Here is a 17054-nt window from a genome sequence, read left to right as displayed (position 1 = left end):
GATTGAAACGTTCTAATCGGCGTCCCGTCCCCGCCGCAAGGGAGCCTGCATGCTGCCCTCGAAGCTCTGGCGCGCAACCACCACCACGGTCGCCGCGATCCTGGCCCTGTCGGCCGCCGCGGTGCCCGCGGCCGGCGCCGCGCCACCGGTGGAACTCGCCGGTGCACACTGGATCTGGTACCCGGAAGGCAACGCCCGCGTCGCCGCGCCGGCCGGAACCCGGTACTTCCGCACGACGTTCACCGTTCCCGCCGGCGCCGTCACCGACGCCCGGCTCGTCCTCACCGGCGACGACACCGCCGACGTCTGGCTCAACGGCACACCGCTCGCGTCCTCGGCCCGCACCAGGGACTCGTGGCGCACGGGACTGCCGGTGGACCTGCGGCCCGCGCTCGTCCCCGGCGGCAACACCCTCGCCGTCGCCGTCCGCAACGACGGCGGCCCGGCCGGGCTGCTCGGGCGGCTGCGGGTCACGACCGCGGCCGGCACCACCGACCTGACCACCGGGAACGGCTGGAAGAGCGCGACGACCGTCCCGGAAGGCTGGGAACAGCCCGGTTTCGCCGACACGACCTGGTCCGCGGCCGCGGACCTCGGCACCTACGGCACCGCGCCGTGGGGCACCCGGGTCAGCACGCCGAACTTCGCCACGGCGTCACCGCTGTCGGTCGCCGCCGCCACGGTCTCGAACCGGGTGAACCCGCTCGGCGTGGACCCCGCGCAGCCGCGGTTCGGCTGGAAGCTGACGTCCCCGGCGGCGCAGCAGCGGCAGTCGGCGTACCAGCTCGTCGTGTCCGCCGGCGGACACGACCTCTGGGACAGCGGCCGGGTCGCGTCCGCGCAGCAGACCGACGTCGCCTACGGCGGCCCGGCGCTCGCCTCGCTGACCGCCTACACCTGGCGCGTCCGCGTCTGGGACGGCCAGGGCCGGCCGAGCGGCTGGAGCCCGGTGCAGCGCTTCGAAACCGCGCTCCGGGCCCCGGCGACCGAGTGGACCGGCGCCTTCCTCGGCCGCGCCACGGCCGGTCCGGACCTCGCCGGCGCGAGCTGGATCTGGTACCCCGAAGGCGATCCGCTCGGTGGCGTGCCGGCCTCGACCCGCTTCTTCCGCAAGAACCTGGACTTGGCCGCCGCCCCGGCGAAGGCCACCCTGGTCGTCACCGGGGACGACACCGCGACCGTGTGGGTCAACGGCACCCGCGTCAGCGACTCGCCGCGGGTCGCCGACTCGTGGAAGACGGCCGGGGTCGTCGAGGTGGGCAGCCTGCTGACGGCCGGGGCGAACACCATCGCGGTCAGCACGGAGAACACCACGCAGAGCCCGGCCGGGACGATCGCGAAACTGACCGTCCAAGGTGGACCGACGGTGCTCACCGACGGAACCTGGAAGGCGAGCCAGAGCGGCCCGGAGGGGTGGCAGCAGCGCGCCTTCGACGACAGCTCCTGGCCCGCGGCCCGGGCACTGACCGCGTACGGCACCGGCCCATGGGGCGCGAACGTCGCCGTCAGCGCCCCCGGGCCGCTGCTGCGGAAGAGCTTCACCGTCACGAAGCCGGTCGCGAGCGCGCGGCTGCTGACGACCGCGCTCGGTCTTCAGGAGACCCATCTCAACGGCGCGAAGGTGGGCGCGGAAGTCCTCGCACCCGGCTGGACCGACTACGCGAAACGCGTGCAGTACCGGGTTTCCGACGTCACCGGGCAGATCCGGCGCGGGGAGAACGTCCTCGGCGCGATGGTCGGCAACGGCTGGTACTCCGGCAGCGTCGGCATCGCCGGCAGCCAGAAGTACGGCACCGAACCGTGGTACTCCGCCCAGCTGCGGCTGACCTTCACCGACGGCACGAGCAGCACCATCGCGACCGACGGCAGCTGGCAGGCCGGTGACGGGCCGATCCGTGCGGACGACCTGTACCAGGGCGAAACCTACGACGCCCGGCTCGCGGCGGCCGGCTGGGACCGTCCCGGCTTCGACGACCGCGGCTGGTCGGCACCCCGTGTGCGCACCGGCACCGCACCGAACCTGGTGCCCCAGGTCGACAACGGCGTCACGGTGCAGCAGGAGTTCCACCCGGTCTCCTGGACCCAGCCCAAGCCGGGGGTCTGGGTGGCCGACCTCGGCCAGAACTTCAGCGGCTGGAACCGGCTGACGGTGACCGGCCCGGCCGGCACCACCGTCACCATGCGGCACGCCGAGGTGCTCAACGCGGACGGCACGATCTACACCACCAACCTGCGCGCGGCACAGGCCACCGACCGGTTCACCCTGGCGGGGATCGGCCGCGCCGAGACGTACGAACCGCGGTTCACCGTGCACGGCTACCGGTACGTCGAGCTGACCGGGCTGCCGTCCGCGCCGACCGCCGCCACCCTCACCGGGCGGGCGATGTGGACGTCGGGTGCGCAGACCGGGACGTTCACCACGTCGAACACCATGGTGAACCAGCTGCAGCACAACATCCTGTGGGGCGAGCGCTCCAACATGCTGTCGGTGCCGAGCGACTGCCCGCAGCGCGACGAGCGGCTCGGCTGGACCGGCGACATCGGGATCTTCGCCGGGACGTCGACGTTCAACCTCGACGTCGCGAACTTCCTCGGCAAGTTCAGCGACGACCTGACCGACGCGCAGCACGCCGACGGGTCGTTCACCGACGTCGCGCCGGACGTGCTGGGCGGTTCGGGCACGGCGGGCTGGGGTGACGCGGGCGTCATCGTGCCCTACACGCTGTGGCAGCGGTACGGCGACACCGGCGTGATCACCGAGCACTTCGACGCGATGGTCCGGTGGGTCGAGTACCTGCGTTCCACCTCCGGCGCCGACCTGATCCGCGACCACCAGACCTACGGGGACTGGCTCAACGTCAACGACGAGACCCCGCACGACCTGGTCTCGACGGCGTTCGTCGCGTGGTCGTCGCGGCTGCTGTCCCGGATGGCCGCGGCCACCGGGCGCACCGCGGAAGCGGCGAAGTACGGCACACTCGCCGACCAGGTCGGCGCCGCGTTCACGAACCGGTTCGTGGCCGCGGACGGCACGATCGGCGCGAACACGCAGACCGGGTACGTGCTGGCGCTGGCGTTCGGACTGCTCCCGGCCGACCGCGTCCAGCCGGCGGCCGACAAGCTGGCGGCCCGTGTCACAGCCGCCAACGGGCACCTGAGCGTCGGCTTCCTCGGCGTCGAGAACCTGCTGCCGGTGCTGGCCGCGCACGGCCACGCCGATGTCGCCTACCAGGTGCTGCTGCAGCCGGGCTTCCCCGGCTGGGGCTACATGATCGGCCACGGCGCGACGACGATCTGGGAGCGCTGGGACGGCATCAAGCCGGACGGCTCGTTCAACGATCCCGGGATGAACTCGTTCAACCACTACGGCCTCGGCTCGGTGGGCGACTTCCTGTACCGCTCGGTGGGCGGGCTGGCCCCTGCGTCACCCGGCTACGCGTCGCTGCGGATCGCCCCCCAGCCGGGCGGCGGCCTGACCTCGGCGACGTCGGCGTACGAGACGCCCTACGGCAGCGCGGTCAGCGACTGGTCGGTCGCGGGCGGGAAGCTGAAGCTGCGGGTGACGGTCCCGGCCGGATCTTCGGCGACGGTCGTGGTGCCGACGTCCCGGCCGGCGGGGGTCACCGCGCCGCCCGAGGCGGTGCCGTCGGTGCCGGGGACGTACTTCGTGCCGGCGGGCTCGTACGTCTTCACCGCCCCGGCCTGACCGGTGAGCCGGTGCCGCCGCGGCCACTGCGGCGGCACCGGCTCAGCCGACGAGGTTGAGCTTCAGGTGGAAGTTGTCCAGCGTCGCCGGCAAGGGGCGCTCCGGGGACAGGACCGATCCCGACGCCTGTTCGAACCGGTGGTGGCGCAGCAGGTTCGCCAGCATCGTGCTCGCGCTGAACAGCACCAGGTCCCGGCCCGGGCAGATCGCCGGGCCCGCGCTGAACGGGACCAGGGCCGGGTTCTCCGCCGCGCGGCCGTCGAGCCAGAGGTCCGGTTCGAACCGGTCTGCGTAGGGCAGGTCCGGGTCGCGGTGGAAGAACGGGGTGAAGACGAGCACCGTCGTCCCCGCCGGACCCCAGGACGTCTCCTCCGTCGTCTCGCGCAGGATCATCGGCGTGGTCGGCCACAGCCGGACCGCGTCCAGCACGCACGCGCGCAGGTAACTCAGCTGCGCCGGCCCGGTGTCCCCGATGTCCGTGCGGGCCCGCTCCTGTTCCGCCGGGTGACTCGCCAGCAGGGCCAGCGTGCGGTACGTCGCCATGCCCGCCGCGTCGAACGCGAACAGCCAGTGCGCCACCTGGTCGGGCGCGGTGTCTTCGCCGACCGCGGCGATCACGGCGGCGAGGCTGCCCGGCTCGGCGCGGTTCAGGTGCTCGGTCAGGCGGCGCCGGAACTCCTCGCGCAGCTGCTTGCGCTTCGGGTGCAGGTACGCCCAGTTCGCGTCGAGCCGCAGCCGGTCGAGCTGGTCGGTCAGCGTCGTGTCGTCGCGGGCACCCGAGCCCAGCACGACGCGCCGGACCAGCCGCCACCAGGCGACGTTGAAGGTGTCCCAGTCGAGCGAACCCTCGCTCGGCAGGAAGGCCGCTTCTTCGGCGATCGCCTGCGCGAACGGGGTCGCGAGCTCGTGCAGCGGACGGCCGGTTTCGAGCACGGTCTCGGTGAACCGGCGGCGGGCCGCGCGGTCGGCCGCGTCCGAGATCAGGACGCCGTGCGGCTGGAAGTGCCCCAGCGCGGCCCGTTTCTCCACTGTGGACGGACTGAACGGCGTCGGCGCGCCGGCCAGCAGCCGCTTCACGTCCGCGCCGGACAGGGCCAGTTCCACCGACCGGCCGGGGATGCGCAGCTTCAGCGGACGGCCGTAGTGACGGTCGCGCAGACGGCGCAGCAGCCGCACGGCACGGCGGTCGAACGGCAGCTTCCCGGCCACCGCCATCGCCGCGGGACGGCGCTTGATGACCCCGCCGGCCAGTGTGGGCAGCGCCACCTCGACCGCGACCCGCAGCGTTTCGGTCACCGAAGCGGTCGCCGGTCGCGTGCGGGATTCCCGAGTAGACGTCATGACGCCCGGTTACCCGCGGGGACCGGCCGGAAACGCCGTCAGCCGCGCAGGGCGACGTTCAGCACGTCACCGGCGTGGTCCAGGCAGTCCACGCAGATCACCGCGTCCCGCGCGGCGCAGTCCACGCGCAGCAGCGGACGCCGGAGCCCGAGGAACGTCCGGCGCTCGCGGCGGCCGCAGAAGTCGCAGACCGCCGCCAGTGGCGACGTCACCGCCGCCAGTACGTCACCCGCGCCGCTCTCCCGGTCCGCGCCGTCGCGCACCACCCGCAGGCCGGCCCGGACGCAGTCCACGCAGATCGGCCCGTTCCGGCCGGGCACCCGGGGATCGCGCTGCCTGCCGCAGAACCGGCACGGCCGACCCGCACCGTTCGTCGCCGTCACCGCGGCCTCCTCGTCGGTTTCGCCGCTCGCGCGCCCGGGAATCCTGGCCGCGGCGCGCCTCTCCCCGGCCACGCTACCCGGCACACGGGTACCCGGCCGATCGCGGTGCGCCCGGTGGAACCCGGAGGCACGCTCGACCGGGTCTCCTGGCCGCGGTGGTGCGGGTACGAGCGGTCAGGAGGAGATCTTTGTCGTCGTTGACGGTGTTGTTCGGAGTGGCAGGCGTGCTCGCGCTCGCCGCGGCGATCGTGCCGAAGCTGGTGGCCGACCGGCCCTTCTCGGTGCCGCTGGTGATGCTCGTCGCAGGCATCGGGCTCGGGCTGCTGCCGCTGCCCGAGCCCTACGGCAACGGCTGGAGCGACCCGGCCGCCCACCTGCACGGCGTGGAATCCTTCGCGCAGTTGGGGATCCTGGTCGCGCTCGCCGGAGCGGGCTTGTCCGTCGACCGCCCCTTCGGCCTCCGCCGGTGGGGTTCGACGTGGCGGCTGCTCGCGGTGACGATGCCGGTCTCGATCCTCGCGATCGCCGCGCTCGGGTACTGGTGGCTCGCGCTCACCCCCGGCGTGGCGCTGCTGCTGGCCGCGGCGCTGGCCCCGACCGACCCGGTGCTGGCGGGCGACATCGGCGTGCCGCACCCCGACGTCGAGCCGGAACTGGCCAGGAACAACGAGATTCGCTTCACGCTGACCACGGAAGCCGGCCTCAACGACGGCCTCACCATGCCGTTCGTCCTGCTCGGCCTGGCACTGGCGGGCGCCGAGCCCCGCCTGGACCTCTCCTGGGTGCTGGTGGATCTGCTGCTGCCGCTGGTCGTCGGCGTCGTGGCCGGCCTGGTCAGCGGGCGGCTGCTCGGCTGGGGGATCTTCCGGACGCCGTCGGACCGGCTGCGGCTGGCCGAGTACGCCGACGGACTGGTCCTGCTCGCCCTCGCCTTCGTGCCCTACGCGCTCGCGGAACTGGTGCACGGCAACGGGTTCGTCGCCGTGTTCGTGGCGGCCGTCGCGGTGCGCACGCAGGAGCGCGAGCACGAGTACCACGGCGTCCTGCACGCGTTCGGCCACCAGCTGGAACGGCTGTTCGTCCCGCTCGCTCTGCTGGGGCTGGGCCTGGCGATCGGCGACGGCCTGCTGCGCGGGCTGCGTCCGCTCGAAGTGGTGATCGCCGTCGTCGCGGTCCTGGTGGTCCGGCCACTGGTCGGCTGGCTTTCCCTGCTCGGCGCGCCGTCACCGGGACGACCCGCCACCGCGGCGATCGCGTTCTTCGGCGTGCGTGGCATCGGTACGCTCTACTACCTCGCCTACGCCCTCAACCGGCTCCCGGTCCCGCAGCAGGACGTGCTGTGGCGGGTCGGCGCCCTCGCCGTCGCCGTGTCGGTGATCGTGCACGGCGTCCTCGCGGAGCCGGCGATCCAGCGGATCGAACGGATGGGCGGGCACTTACCCGCCGATGTGTAGGCCGCGAGCAAATGGGTACCAGTAAGTCAAGGCCCTTTTGGCGACTGGCCGATCCGGAAATGTCGCCGCAACGGAAGGTGCACCGAGATGAACGACAAGATCGAGAACAAGGGCGAAGAGCTCAAGGGCCGGGCCAAGGAAACCGTCGGTGACGCCACCGGCAACGAGCAGTGGCAGGCCGAGGGCAAGTCGGACCAGGCCAAGGGCTCGCTCAAGCAGGCCGGCGAGAAGGTCAAGGACGCCGTGAAGGGCGTCACCAACAAGGACTGACCCGTTCTCCGCTGCCGCACCCCGCACACCGGGGTGCGGCAGCGTGTCCGTGTCCGGGGGATAGCGTGTTCGACGGCTTCGCACTGGACCGCATCGACGTCGGTGCAGTGACCCTGCGGGTGCGGCACGGCGGCTCCGGGCCACCGGTCCTGCTGGTGCACGGGCACCCGCGTACGCACACCACGTGGCACCGCGTCGCCCCCCGCCTCGCCGAGCGGTTCACCGTCGTGTGCGCGGACACCCGCGGCTACGGCGAGTCCACCAAGCCGCCGACCGATGACGATCACACGCCCTACAGCAAGCGCGCGATGGCGGCGGACTGCGTCGCGCTGATGCGCCGGCTCGGCCACGACCGGTTTTTCGTGGCGGGCCACGACCGCGGCGCGTACGTGGCGACCCGCTTGGCGCTCGACCACCCATCGGTGGTCCGCGGCGCGGCGATCCTCGACGCCGTCCCGATCGGCGAGGCCCTCGCCCGCTGCGACGCGCGGTTCGCGCGCGAGTGGTTCCACTGGTTCTTCTTCGCCCAGCCGGAAAAGCCCGAACGGGTGATCACGGCCGACCCCGACGCTTGGTACGGCGTCGGCACGAAGAACACTCCCGAACGGCTCGGCGCCGAGAACTTCGCCGACTTCCACCGCGCGATCCACGACCCGGCCACCGTCACCGCGATGCTCGAGGACTACCGCGCGGGCCTGGGCATCGACCGCGCCCATGACGACGCGGACCGCGCCGCCGGGCGGCGGATCACCTGCCCCACGCTGGTGCTCTGGTCGAGCGACGACATGGAAGACCTCTACGGCGACGTCTTGGCGGTCTGGCGCCCCTGGACGACCGACCTGCGCGGGCACGCGATCGAGTCCGGGCACCACGTGGCCGAGGAGAACCCGGAAGCACTGGCCACCGCGCTCGGCGACTTCTTCGGCGGCTGCCCCTAGCCGAGTGAGTCCGGGCCGGGAGTTCGACGAGCGGCAGGTACTCACGGCCGGCCGCGACCCCAACCCAGCTACGAATAGTCGGCTAGGCCGCGGCGCGCTCGGCGAGCGGGCGGCGGCGCAGGGCCGGGTCGTGCACGGCCGGGTCGTGCACGGCCGGCGGCTGGTAGTTCTGGTCGAGCGCGCCGATGTTGGTGCCGGGCGGCACGATTTCGTCGATGCGGTCGAGGACGTCGTCGGTGAGCCGGACCTCGACGCCGGCCAGCAGGTCGTCGAGCTGGGGCATGGTCCGCGGCCCGAGCAGCGCGCTGGTGACCCCGGGGTGGGCGATGACGAAGGCCATCGCGAGGTGGGTCATCGGCAGGCCCGTTTCGGCGGCCAGCGGAACGAGCTGCTCGACGACGTCGAGCCGGCGTTCGTCGCTGAGGTGCTTGAGCAGGTGGGCCCGGCGCAGGTCGTTGCGCTCGCCCTTGCGGACGCGCCCGGTGAGCAGGCCCTGGCCGAGCGGGCCCCAGATCAGCGTGCCCATGCCGAAGCGCTGGGCCAGCGGCAGCACTTCGCGTTCGACACCGCGGTTGAGCAGGGAGTAGGCCGCCTGCTCGGCGCGGAACCGCGCCAGGCCGCGGTGTTCGGCGACCCACTGGGCCTCGACGATGTCGGAGGCGAGGCTCTGGGACGTGCCGATCGCGCGGATCTTGCCGGCGCGAAGCAGGTCGGTCAGCGCGGAAAGCGTTTCCTCGACGTCCGTCGCGGGATCGGTGCGGTGCAGCTGGTAGAGGTCGATGTGGTCGACCTGCAGGCGCCGCAGCGAGTTCTCGACGGCGGTGGCGATCCAGCGCCGGGACGCGCCTTGGTGGTGCGGGTCGTCGCCGACCTGGCGGCCGAACTTGGTGGCGAGCACGACGTCGTCGCGGCGGCCCCGCAACGCCTTGCCGACGACCTCTTCGGAGTCACCGTAGGCGTCGGCGGTGTCGATGAAGTTGATGCCCGCGCCCAGTGCCTTGTGGATCATGCGGGCGGAGTCGTCCGGATCGGGGTTGCCGAAGGACGTCGCGAACATCATCGCGCCGAGCGCGTACGGGCTGACCTTGATCCCGGTTCGGCCGAGGGTGCGGTAGTGCATGGGTTCTCTCCCGTCGAGGGGCCGGCCGAGAGGGGCGAAGTGACCCAGGAGACCCGGCGTCGGCGCGCCGACGCCCAGCGCGACGACGATGCCCTGATCGAGGCGGCGCGGACGGTCTTCGACACCTCCGGCGTGGACGCCCCGGCCAAGGAGATCACCGACCTCGCCGGAGTCGGCGTCGGCACGCTGTACCGGCACTTCCCGCAGCGCTCGGACCTGGTCAAGGCCGTCGTGCGAACCCGGGATCGACGCCGTCGCCGACGCCGGCCCGGAGTTGAGCGCCACCCACCCGCCGGAGCGGGCGCTTGCGCTCTGGATCGACCGGTTCGTCGAACTCCTCGGGACCAAACGCGGGCTCGCCTCGGCCCTGCACTCGGGCGATCCGGCGTTCGAAGGGCTGCCCGGCTACTTCATGGAACGGCTGGGACCCACGCTCACGGCCCTGCTCGACGCGGCGACCGCCGACGGCGCGATCCGCGGCGACCTCGGCGCCGAGGACCTCCTGTACACGATCGCGTTGTTGTGCCAGCCCGTGCCCGGCCGCGAGCCGGGGCACGGCAGGCGCATGGTCGCCGTCCTCGTCGACGGCCTCCGCTACGGCGCCGGCTGAAGGGCGGCGGCCGAAGCGGGCGACCGTCTTGCGTGAGCGTGGCCGCCAGCTCCACGAGGGCCCGGGTCAAGCGGATCCAGACCGCGGAGTCCGCCGTGGGTGCGGCCGACGCCGGCTCCGTCGCGCAGGTGGGCCGGCCGCGCCCTAATCCCTCGTGCGCCGGGTGCCGTCGCCGAGGGGTTCGGTCCGCCCGGCCGCGTCGAGGCGTTCCAGCAGCGGGATCATCACCCGCCGCGTGCTGCCGAGGGCTTTTCGCGCCTCCGAAACCGTGAACGGCTGCGGCAACCGGCGCAGTTCCGCCGCCGCTCGCTCTTCGACGTCCGGGCCGAGGACGACGCCGTCCGCGACCGCGGTCAGCCTGCCGAGCCGGACGGCGGCCGCCAGTTCCCGCCGTCCGAGGCCCAGTGCGCGCAGTTCGTCCGTCTCGGGCGCGCGGAACGGCTGCTCGGCGAGCCCCTTCGCCACCGTGGCCAGTGCCTTTTCGACGGCTGGGGCGAGCCCGGCGCCGGGACGGCGGACCAGCCCGCCCGCCACCTCGAACCCGGTGCCCCGCACTACGGGGGCGACCAGCTCCGGCGCGGGCAGCCCGAGCCGCTGACGCAGCGCCTCCACCGGCACGCCCGCGGCCGTGCTGTCCCACGCGGCCACGATCTCGGCCGCCCGCGTGCGCAACGCGGCGATCCGGCCGGGGTCGGCGTACCACTCGCCCACCCGCTCCCCCGTCGCCGGCAGGCCCAGCACCGCGAAGTCCGCGGCGCGCACGAAACCGGTGCGGCGCAGGTACGTCCGGGCGAGGTCGGGTTCGGCCAGCTCGCGGCCCCTGGCCCGCGCCGCACCCCGGCGGGCCAAGGCGGGCGGGTCGGCGTCGAGGACGTCGAACCCGGCGGCGATCCGGTGCTCGCCGGGGTCGCGCACCAGGCCGCGGTCCCCGGTGCGCAGCGGCAGCGCGGTGGCCGTGGTCAGCCGCGCGGTGTCCGTCCCGAGTGGACGGACCCGCACCGGCACGGCCACCGTGCCCAGGTGGAGCACCAGCTCGCGGTGCAGGTCCGCGGCGGCCGCGCCGCGCAACCGGACGTCGAACTCGGCCGTGGTGCGCCACCGGCCGGGGGTGAGCAGGACATCGCCGCGGCGGACGTCGCCGCGCGCGGTCCCGCGCAGGTTCACCGCCACCCGGGCCACGGCCGTCACGCGGTCCCGGGGTTCGCCGAGCGCCTGCAGCCCGCGGACCTTGACCCGCGCCGCCCCCAGCAGCAGTTCGTCGCCCACGGCGATCGTGCCGGCGGCCAGCGTGCCGGTGACGACCGTGCCGGCACCCGAAACCGTGAAGGCGCGGTCGATCCACAGCCGCACGTCGGCGTCCGGGTCGGGCGGCGGCAGCGCGGCGGTCAGCTCCCCGATCGCCACGCGCAGCCGGTCGAGGCCCGCTCCCGTGGTGCCGCTGACGGCGACGCTCGGCACGGCACCCAACGACGTCGCCGCGATCTCCTGCAGCGCCACGGCCGTCGTGGCGGCCGGGTCGGCCCGGTCGGCCTTGGTGACGACCAGCAGGCCGCGGCGGACACCGAACGCGGCCAGCGCCGCGAGGTGTTCGGCCGACTGCGGCATCCAGCCTTCGTCCGCGGCGACGACGAACAGGACCGCCGGGGCCGGCCCGGCGCCGGCGAGCATGTTCGGTACGAACCGTTCGTGGCCCGGCACGTCGACGAAGGCGACGTCCTCGTCGCCGATGCGGGTCCACGCGAAGCCGAGGTCGATGGTGAGGCCGCGGCGGCGCTCCTCGGCCCACCGGTCCGGCTCCATCCCGGTCAGCCGCCGCACCAGCGTGGACTTGCCGTGGTCGACGTGCCCGGCGGTGACGATCACCCGCATCGGCGGACGGCTTCCAGCAGCTTGGCGTCCTCTTCCGGCCGCACGGTCCGCAGGTCGAGCAGGCAGCGGTCCTTGACGACCCGGCCGGCCACGGCGGGCTCACCCGTCCGCAGCGCGGCCGCGTACCGGGCGGGCAGGCTCACCGCGGCGCTGGGCAGTTCCACGCCGGGCGCACCCCCGCCACCGACGGCCGCCACCGACGCCACCACGTGGGCATCGGTGGCGCGCAGGGCCCTGACCAGCGCTTCGGCTCGTTCACGCAAGCTCGCGACGGACGCTTCGAGCGCGGCGCGCACCGGCGGTTCCGGCCCCCGCAGCGTCGCTTCGAGGGCGGCCAGGGTGAGCTTGTCGACGCGCAGGGCCCGCGCGGCGGGGTGCCGCCGCAGCCGTTCGACGACGTCGGCGTCGCCCAGCAGCAGGCCGGCCTGCGGGCCGCCGAGCAGTTTGTCCCCGCTGGCGGTGACGACCGTGGCGCCTGCCCGCAGCGCACTTGCCGCGTCCGGCTCGTCGGGCAGGAGCGGGTGCGGGGCGAGCAGGCCGGAGCCGATGTCGGCGACCAGCGGCACGCCGAGACCGGCCAGCTCGGCGATCCCCGCTTCCGAGGTGAAGCCGGTGACGCGGTAGTTCGACGGGTGGACCTTGAGCACGAACCCGGTGTCCGGGCCGATCGCCGCCGCGTAGTCCCGGGTCGACGTCCGGTTGGTGGTGCCGACCTCGCGCAGCCGCGCGCCGGCCGCTTCGAGGAGGTCCGGGATGCGGAAGCCGTCGCCGATCTCGACCAGCTCGCCCCGGCTGACGACGATCTCCCGGCCGGGGGCCAGCGTGAGCGCGCAGAGCAGCAGGGCGGCCGCGTTGTTGTTGACCACGTGCACGGCACCGGCGGCCGGCACGGCCGCGGCCAGGGCCGCCAGCGCGCCGCGCCCCCGGCGGGCCCGGTCACCGGTCGCGAGGTCGAATTCGACGTCGGTGGCGCCGCCGGCCGCGACGAGGGCGTCGAGCGCGGCCGGCGAAAGCGGCGCCCGGCCGAGGTTGGTGTGCACGACGACGCCGGTCGCGTTGACCACCGCCCGCAGCGAGGACGCGTTCGCCGGGAGCCGCGCGAGCACCGCGTCGGCAACGTCCTCCGGGGCGATCTTCCCGGCCCGCGCCGCCTGCTGGGCGGCGACGACCACGGCTTTCACCAGGTCCCGCCCGAGCCGGCAGGCGGCCTGGGCGATCCGGGGTTCGGCCAGCAGCGCGTCGGTCCTCGGGATGGCCCGGCGCGGGTCGCTCACGACGGGCCCCGGTGGCGGAGGCGGACGGGAATCGAACCCGCCAGCGGCAGAACCTGCCGTTCAACGGTTTTGAAGACCGTGCCGGTCACCAGGCCGGATACGCCTCCCTGCACCATGGTGGTCATCCTGCCAAGGTCGCGGCCGGCGGGCAGGATGAACCCGTGGGTTACCGACTGACGCAGTACGCGCACGGCGGCGGCTGCGCGTGCAAGATCCCGCCCGGCGAACTCGAAGCGGCCGTCCGCGGCCTCACCGTCGCCTCGCCCGTCGATCCACCGGGCGAGCTGCTCGTCGGCCTCGACACCGGCGACGACGCGGCCGCGGTCCGGATCTCCGGGGACACCGCGCTGATCGCCACCACGGACTTCTTCACCCCGGTCGTCGACGACGCCTACGACTGGGGCCGGATCGCCGCGGCCAACGCGCTCTCCGACGTCTACGCCATGGGCGGCACGCCGGTGGTGGCGGTCAACCTGCTCGGCTGGCCGCGGGAGAAGCTGCCGTTCGAGCTGGCCGCCGAGGTCCTGCGCGGCGGCCTCGACGTCTGCGGCGAGGCGGGCTGCCACCTCGCCGGCGGGCACAGCATCGACGATCCGGAACCCAAGTACGGCCTGGCCGTCACCGGGATCGCCGATCCCGGCAGGCTCCTGCGCAACGACGCCGGCCGCGCCGGTCTGCCGCTGACGCTCACCAAGCCGCTCGGCATCGGCGTGCTCAACTCGCGGCACAAGGCCACCGGCGAACGGTTCGGGCAGGCGATCGACGCCATGACGACGCTGAACGCGGCCGCGTCGCGGGCCGCGCTGGCCGCCGGGGCGGTGTGCGCCACCGACGTCACCGGCTTCGGCCTGCTCGGCCACCTGCACAAGCTGGCCAGGGCCAGCGGGGTCACCGCCCGCCTCGACCCGGCCGCCGTGCCCTACCTCGACGGCGCGCGGGAAGCCCTGCGCGACGGGTACGTCAGCGGCGGCACCCGCCGCAACCTCGACTGGGTCCGCCCGCACGCCGACCTGTCCCGGATTTCCGGGGACGAGGCCCTGCTGCTGGCGGACGCGCAGACCTCCGGCGGCCTGCTGGTCGCCGGGGAACTGCCCGGTCACCCGGTGATCGGGTCGCTCGAGCCGCGGTCGGACCACACGATCGTCGTCGGCTGAGGGCGTTTCCCCGCCGGCCGGGCCGGGTACGTCCCGGGAGAGAACGATCAGGAGGTGTGCGATGCCCGCTTCGGACCGGACCGACCTCGAACAGCACCTGGCCGAGACCGAGTACCCCTGTGGCCGCGACGAGCTCCTGCGCCGGGCGGCCGCGGCGGGTGGCGGCGACTCCGTGCTCGGCTCGCTCGGCGGGCTGCCGGACAGCGACCGGTACGAGAACTTCGACGCCGTCTGGGAAGCGGTGTCCGCCAAGCACGTCGGCGGGGCACCCTGATCCTCAGGTGAGCCGCTCGACGGCGTCGCGCGCTTCCTTGAGGTCCGCGCCCGTGCCGGCACGGTACGCCTTGATCGCTTCGATCTTCTTGCCCTGCCGCAGCAACGCGGTGACCTCGGCGAGTTCCGGCTCCACGACGGCCACCCCCAGCCGGTCGGCGATGGCGTCCAGCTTCCGTTCCACCCGCGCGAGGCGGCGGTCGACCCGGGCCAGCTTGCGGTCCGTGGCCGACGATCCCAGTGCGACGACCACGACCAGCACGACGACACCGAGCAAGAGCATCCCGTAGTCCATGCCGGGCACGCTACTACCGGAAACTGTCGGTGCCGGTGGTTAGGGTGATCGGCATGACGACACTGACCGGCCGCCCGCACACCGCCCTGCTCGTCATCGACGTGCAGAACGGCGTGATGCAGGCGGCCCACGACCGCGAAACCGTCCTCGCCCACCTCGTCGCGCTGGTCGAGAAGGCCCGCGCGGCGGGCACCGAGGTGGTGTGGGTGCAGCACACCAGCGACGAGCTGCCCCGCGGCAGTGAACCTTGGGCGTACGTACCGGAACTCGTCCGCCGCGAACCGGAACCGCTGGTGCACAAGACTTACGGCGACTCGTTCGAGGACACCGACCTCGAGGAGGTATTGGCGGCCCGCGGCATCGGAACGCTGGTGGTGGCGGGCGCCCAGACGGACGCGTGCATCCGCTCGACCCTGCACGGCGCGCTCACCCGCGGCTACGACGTGACTTTGGTGGCCGACGCACACACGACGGAGGACCTGTCGGCGTACGGCGCCCCACCACCCGGCCAGGTCATCGCGCACACGAACCTCTACTGGCAGTACCAGACGGCGCCCGGCCGGGCGGCGGGGGTGGTGCAGACGGCCGAAGTGGACTTCGCGGTGAAGGCGCCGGTCTGACAGGTCGGCGCTCGGGCCCGCGGCGAACCGTCGCGGGGGGTGCCCGGCCGGGGTAGAACCGGGCGCGACCGGTTCACCCCTGACTGCGGATGCGATCACCACCGGAAGGAAGTCCTCGTGCCGTTCCCCCACGTCCGGCGGGCCGCGCTCGCCGCGCTGGTTGTCGTGCCCCTCACCGCCTGCGCCGCCGAAGCCCCGGCCCCGGCCCCGGCCCCGGCCCCGGCCCCGGCCCCGGCGACGCTGCCGTCCGCCGCCGTGGCGGCACAGCCGGACTTCGCCTCGCTCGAACGCGGCTTCGACGCCCGTCTCGGCGTGTACGCCGTCGACACCGGTTCCGGCCGCGAGGTCGCCCACCGCGCCGACGATCGTTTCGGCTACGCCTCGACGCACAAGGTGTTCTCCGCGGGCGCCGTGCTCCAGCGCACCGGCCTCGACGGGCTGGCGAAAGTGCTGACCTACCGCCGTGCCGACCTGCTGCCGAACTCCCCCGTCACCGAAAAGCACGTCGCCACCGGGCTTCCGCTGCGCGACGCGATCGATGCGGCGTTGCGCTTCAGCGACAACACCGCCGCGAACCTGCTGTTCCGGGAGCTCGGCGGGCCGGCGGGGCTCGCCGACGCGCTGCGCGGGGCCGGCGACACGACCACGCACGTCGACCGGATCGAACCCGGCCTCAACGACCTCGCGCCGGGCGACGTCCGGGACACGAGCACCCCGCGCGCGATGGCCGGCACCCTGCGCGCCTTCACCCTCGGCCCCGCGCTGCCCCCGGAAAAGCGGACCGTGCTCACGGACCTGATGCGCGCCAACACGACGGGCGCGGCCCTGATCCGGGCGGGTGCGCCGGCGGGCTGGGCCGTCGCCGACAAGACCGGGACCGGCGGCTACGCCACGCGCAACGACATCGCGGTCGTCCTGCCGCCCGGGCGGGCGCCGATCGTGCTGGTGGTGATGTCCGATCGGAGGACCGAAACCGCCGGCCACGACGACCGGCTGATCGCGCAAGCGGCGAAGCTGGCCCTCGACGCCCTCCGCTGACGCTAACGACCGCCGACTAACGACCGCCGAAGAGCCGCCGCACCTCGGCTTCGACGTCGTCGAGCCACGCGGCACGCTGCGGTTCGCCGGCGTCGGCCACGACCCGCAGCACCATCCGGCTCACCTCCGGCTCGCCGAGGTACGGCGCGAGGCAGCGCCGCCAGATCGCGTCGAGCGGGTCGCCGAACAGGGTCCGCTCGCGCTCCTCCGTCGTGTCGGACGTGTTGACCACGAGCAGCCGCCGCAGGGCGAGCAACGACTCGGGCGCGCCGCCGGCGTCGTCGAGGCGGTACGCCACTCCGGGGACGAGGATCCGGTCGAGCCAGCCGCCGAGGATCGCCGGCGGCTTGCCCCACCAGTTCGGGTGGACGGCGACGAGCCCGCTCGCCTCGCGGAGCTCGTCGCGGTGGCGCCGGATCAGCGGATCCGGTTCGGCGGCGAGGAAGTCTTCGGCGCGGGCCCCGCTGGTGCAGGCCCCTTCCGCGGTCAGGACCGGGTCGAAGCCTTCGGCGTACAGGTCGTGGAACCGCACCGGCCGCCCGGCGCCGGTCAGCGCGGCGACCACCCGGTCGGCGAGCGCGTGGTTGAGGCTTCCCGGCCGGGGATGGGCCAGCAAGACCACCACCGGCTTTTCGTCGAGCACCATGATGGGCCGTCCTGCCAGGGACCGCCGGGCGGCGGGCCGGCCCGCCGGGCGGCGGGCCGGCCC

Annotated in this window: 16 protein-coding genes, 1 tRNA gene and 1 pseudogene; 10 read left to right on the top strand and 8 right to left on the bottom strand. The window is 73.9% G+C overall.

Features of this window, described 5'->3' with window-relative positions; genetic code table 11:
* The first annotated feature begins 49 nt into the window (after window positions 1-49).
* Window positions 50-3706, top strand: coding sequence for a family 78 glycoside hydrolase catalytic domain (locus tag AB0F15_RS07090; protein ID WP_360266466.1), 3657 nt, complete (start codon window positions 50-52; stop codon window positions 3704-3706).
* Between the two features lie 42 nt (window positions 3707-3748).
* On the opposite strand, the gene AB0F15_RS07085 is transcribed toward AB0F15_RS07090, so the two are convergent.
* Complete coding sequence (locus AB0F15_RS07085; RefSeq protein WP_360266464.1) at window positions 3749-5047, bottom strand: cytochrome P450; 1299 nt, start codon at window positions 5045-5047, stop codon at window positions 3749-3751.
* A 38-nt stretch (window positions 5048-5085) separates the two neighbouring features.
* The gene (locus AB0F15_RS07080; RefSeq protein ID WP_360266461.1) at window positions 5086-5502 is read right to left on the bottom strand and encodes a hypothetical protein; all 417 of its coding nucleotides are present in this window, start codon (window positions 5500-5502) and stop codon (window positions 5086-5088) included.
* Between the two features lie 116 nt (window positions 5503-5618).
* Here AB0F15_RS07080 and AB0F15_RS07075 point away from each other — a divergent pair, with 116 nt between their 5' ends.
* The 3 genes from AB0F15_RS07075 (at window position 5619) to AB0F15_RS07065 (ending at window position 8092) form a co-directional block, all read left to right on the top strand.
* Entirely contained in the window at window positions 5619-6884 is a 1266-nt protein-coding gene (locus AB0F15_RS07075; protein ID WP_360266458.1) for a cation:proton antiporter, read from the top strand.
* 87 nt (window positions 6885-6971) lie between these two features.
* Window positions 6972-7154 carry a CsbD family protein gene (locus AB0F15_RS07070; RefSeq protein ID WP_360266455.1) on the top strand — a complete coding sequence of 61 codons (183 nt, stop codon included), beginning with the start codon at window positions 6972-6974 and terminating at the stop codon, window positions 7152-7154.
* A 65-nt stretch (window positions 7155-7219) separates the two neighbouring features.
* Window positions 7220-8092, top strand: coding sequence for an alpha/beta hydrolase (locus AB0F15_RS07065; protein WP_360266453.1), 873 nt, complete (start codon window positions 7220-7222; stop codon window positions 8090-8092).
* Between the two features lie 82 nt (window positions 8093-8174).
* Here AB0F15_RS07065 and AB0F15_RS07060 read toward each other — a convergent pair whose 3' ends face one another.
* Window positions 8175-9212, bottom strand: coding sequence for an aldo/keto reductase (locus AB0F15_RS07060; RefSeq protein WP_360267119.1), 1038 nt, complete (start codon window positions 9210-9212; stop codon window positions 8175-8177).
* On the opposite strand from AB0F15_RS07060, the pseudogene AB0F15_RS07055 reads away from it, so the two are divergent.
* Window positions 9093-9383, top strand: a pseudogene (locus AB0F15_RS07055) (hypothetical protein); the annotation flags it as partial. The gene AB0F15_RS07060 and the pseudogene AB0F15_RS07055 overlap by 120 nt on opposite strands.
* 103 nt (window positions 9384-9486) lie before the next feature.
* Window positions 9487-9822 carry a hypothetical protein gene (locus AB0F15_RS07050; RefSeq protein ID WP_360266450.1) on the top strand — a complete coding sequence of 112 codons (336 nt, stop codon included), beginning with the start codon at window positions 9487-9489 and terminating at the stop codon, window positions 9820-9822.
* 144 nt (window positions 9823-9966) lie between these two features.
* On the opposite strand, the gene selB is transcribed toward AB0F15_RS07050, so the two are convergent.
* From selB to AB0F15_RS07035, 3 genes are all read right to left on the bottom strand, one after another.
* Complete coding sequence (selB, locus tag AB0F15_RS07045; RefSeq protein ID WP_360266447.1) at window positions 9967-11691, bottom strand: selenocysteine-specific translation elongation factor; 1725 nt, start codon at window positions 11689-11691, stop codon at window positions 9967-9969.
* Complete coding sequence (gene selA, locus AB0F15_RS07040) at window positions 11682-12965, bottom strand: L-seryl-tRNA(Sec) selenium transferase (protein WP_360266445.1); 1284 nt, start codon at window positions 12963-12965, stop codon at window positions 11682-11684. Before selA ends, selB begins: the two co-directional genes overlap by 10 nt.
* Before the next feature lie 12 nt (window positions 12966-12977).
* A tRNA-Sec gene (locus AB0F15_RS07035) sits at window positions 12978-13072 on the bottom strand.
* 54 nt (window positions 13073-13126) lie between these two features.
* Here AB0F15_RS07035 and selD point away from each other — a divergent pair.
* Both selD and AB0F15_RS07025 read left to right on the top strand, forming a co-directional pair.
* Window positions 13127-14119, top strand: coding sequence for a selenide, water dikinase SelD (gene selD / locus AB0F15_RS07030; RefSeq protein WP_360266442.1), 993 nt, complete (start codon window positions 13127-13129; stop codon window positions 14117-14119).
* Between the two features lie 61 nt (window positions 14120-14180).
* The gene (locus AB0F15_RS07025; RefSeq protein ID WP_360266439.1) at window positions 14181-14393 is read left to right on the top strand and encodes a DUF2795 domain-containing protein; all 213 of its coding nucleotides are present in this window, start codon (window positions 14181-14183) and stop codon (window positions 14391-14393) included.
* A 3-nt stretch (window positions 14394-14396) separates the two neighbouring features.
* Here AB0F15_RS07025 and AB0F15_RS07020 read toward each other — a convergent pair whose 3' ends face one another.
* A complete protein-coding gene (locus AB0F15_RS07020) occupies window positions 14397-14687 on the bottom strand; it encodes a hypothetical protein (RefSeq protein ID WP_360266436.1) in 291 nt (96 codons plus the stop codon).
* A 53-nt stretch (window positions 14688-14740) separates the two neighbouring features.
* On the opposite strand from AB0F15_RS07020, the gene AB0F15_RS07015 reads away from it, so the two are divergent.
* Both AB0F15_RS07015 and bla read left to right on the top strand, forming a co-directional pair.
* Window positions 14741-15307 carry a cysteine hydrolase family protein gene (locus tag AB0F15_RS07015; RefSeq protein WP_360266433.1) on the top strand — a complete coding sequence of 189 codons (567 nt, stop codon included), beginning with the start codon at window positions 14741-14743 and terminating at the stop codon, window positions 15305-15307.
* 117 nt (window positions 15308-15424) lie between these two features.
* Window positions 15425-16345 (top strand): class A beta-lactamase, encoded by a 921-nt coding sequence (gene bla, locus AB0F15_RS07010; RefSeq protein WP_360266430.1) that lies wholly within the window; start codon window positions 15425-15427, stop codon window positions 16343-16345.
* Window positions 16346-16361: 16 nt separating this feature from the next.
* Here bla and AB0F15_RS07005 read toward each other — a convergent pair.
* Window positions 16362-17054 (bottom strand): NAD(P)H-dependent oxidoreductase (locus AB0F15_RS07005; RefSeq protein WP_360266428.1); only part of this gene is annotated, 693 nt, incomplete at its 5' end.

Origin of the sequence: Amycolatopsis sp. NPDC026612, assembly GCF_040638285.1 — a bacterium.
Classification (GTDB): Bacteria; Actinomycetota; Actinomycetes; order Mycobacteriales; family Pseudonocardiaceae; genus Amycolatopsis.
Note: the sequence above shows the minus strand (reverse complement) of the source record. Positions and strands in the feature narration are given on the sequence as shown.

What these genes read in the sequence shown, in the direction of transcription:
- AB0F15_RS07070 (WP_360266455.1), top strand. Translation starts at nt 6,972, where the DNA reads ATGAACGACAAGATCGAGAACAAGGGCGAAGAGCTCAAGGGCCGGGCC.
- AB0F15_RS07085 (WP_360266464.1), bottom strand. Translation starts at nt 5,047, where the DNA reads ATGACGTCTACTCGGGAATCCCGCACGCGACCGGCGACCGCTTCGGTG.
- AB0F15_RS07025 (WP_360266439.1), top strand. Translation starts at nt 14,181, where the DNA reads ATGCCCGCTTCGGACCGGACCGACCTCGAACAGCACCTGGCCGAGACC.
- AB0F15_RS07015 (WP_360266433.1), top strand. Translation starts at nt 14,741, where the DNA reads ATGACGACACTGACCGGCCGCCCGCACACCGCCCTGCTCGTCATCGAC.
- AB0F15_RS07090 (WP_360266466.1), top strand. Translation starts at nt 50, where the DNA reads ATGCTGCCCTCGAAGCTCTGGCGCGCAACCACCACCACGGTCGCCGCG.
- AB0F15_RS07060 (WP_360267119.1), bottom strand. Translation starts at nt 9,212, where the DNA reads ATGCACTACCGCACCCTCGGCCGAACCGGGATCAAGGTCAGCCCGTAC.
- selB (WP_360266447.1), bottom strand. Translation starts at nt 11,691, where the DNA reads ATGCGGGTGATCGTCACCGCCGGGCACGTCGACCACGGCAAGTCCACG.
- AB0F15_RS07020 (WP_360266436.1), bottom strand. Translation starts at nt 14,687, where the DNA reads ATGGACTACGGGATGCTCTTGCTCGGTGTCGTCGTGCTGGTCGTGGTC.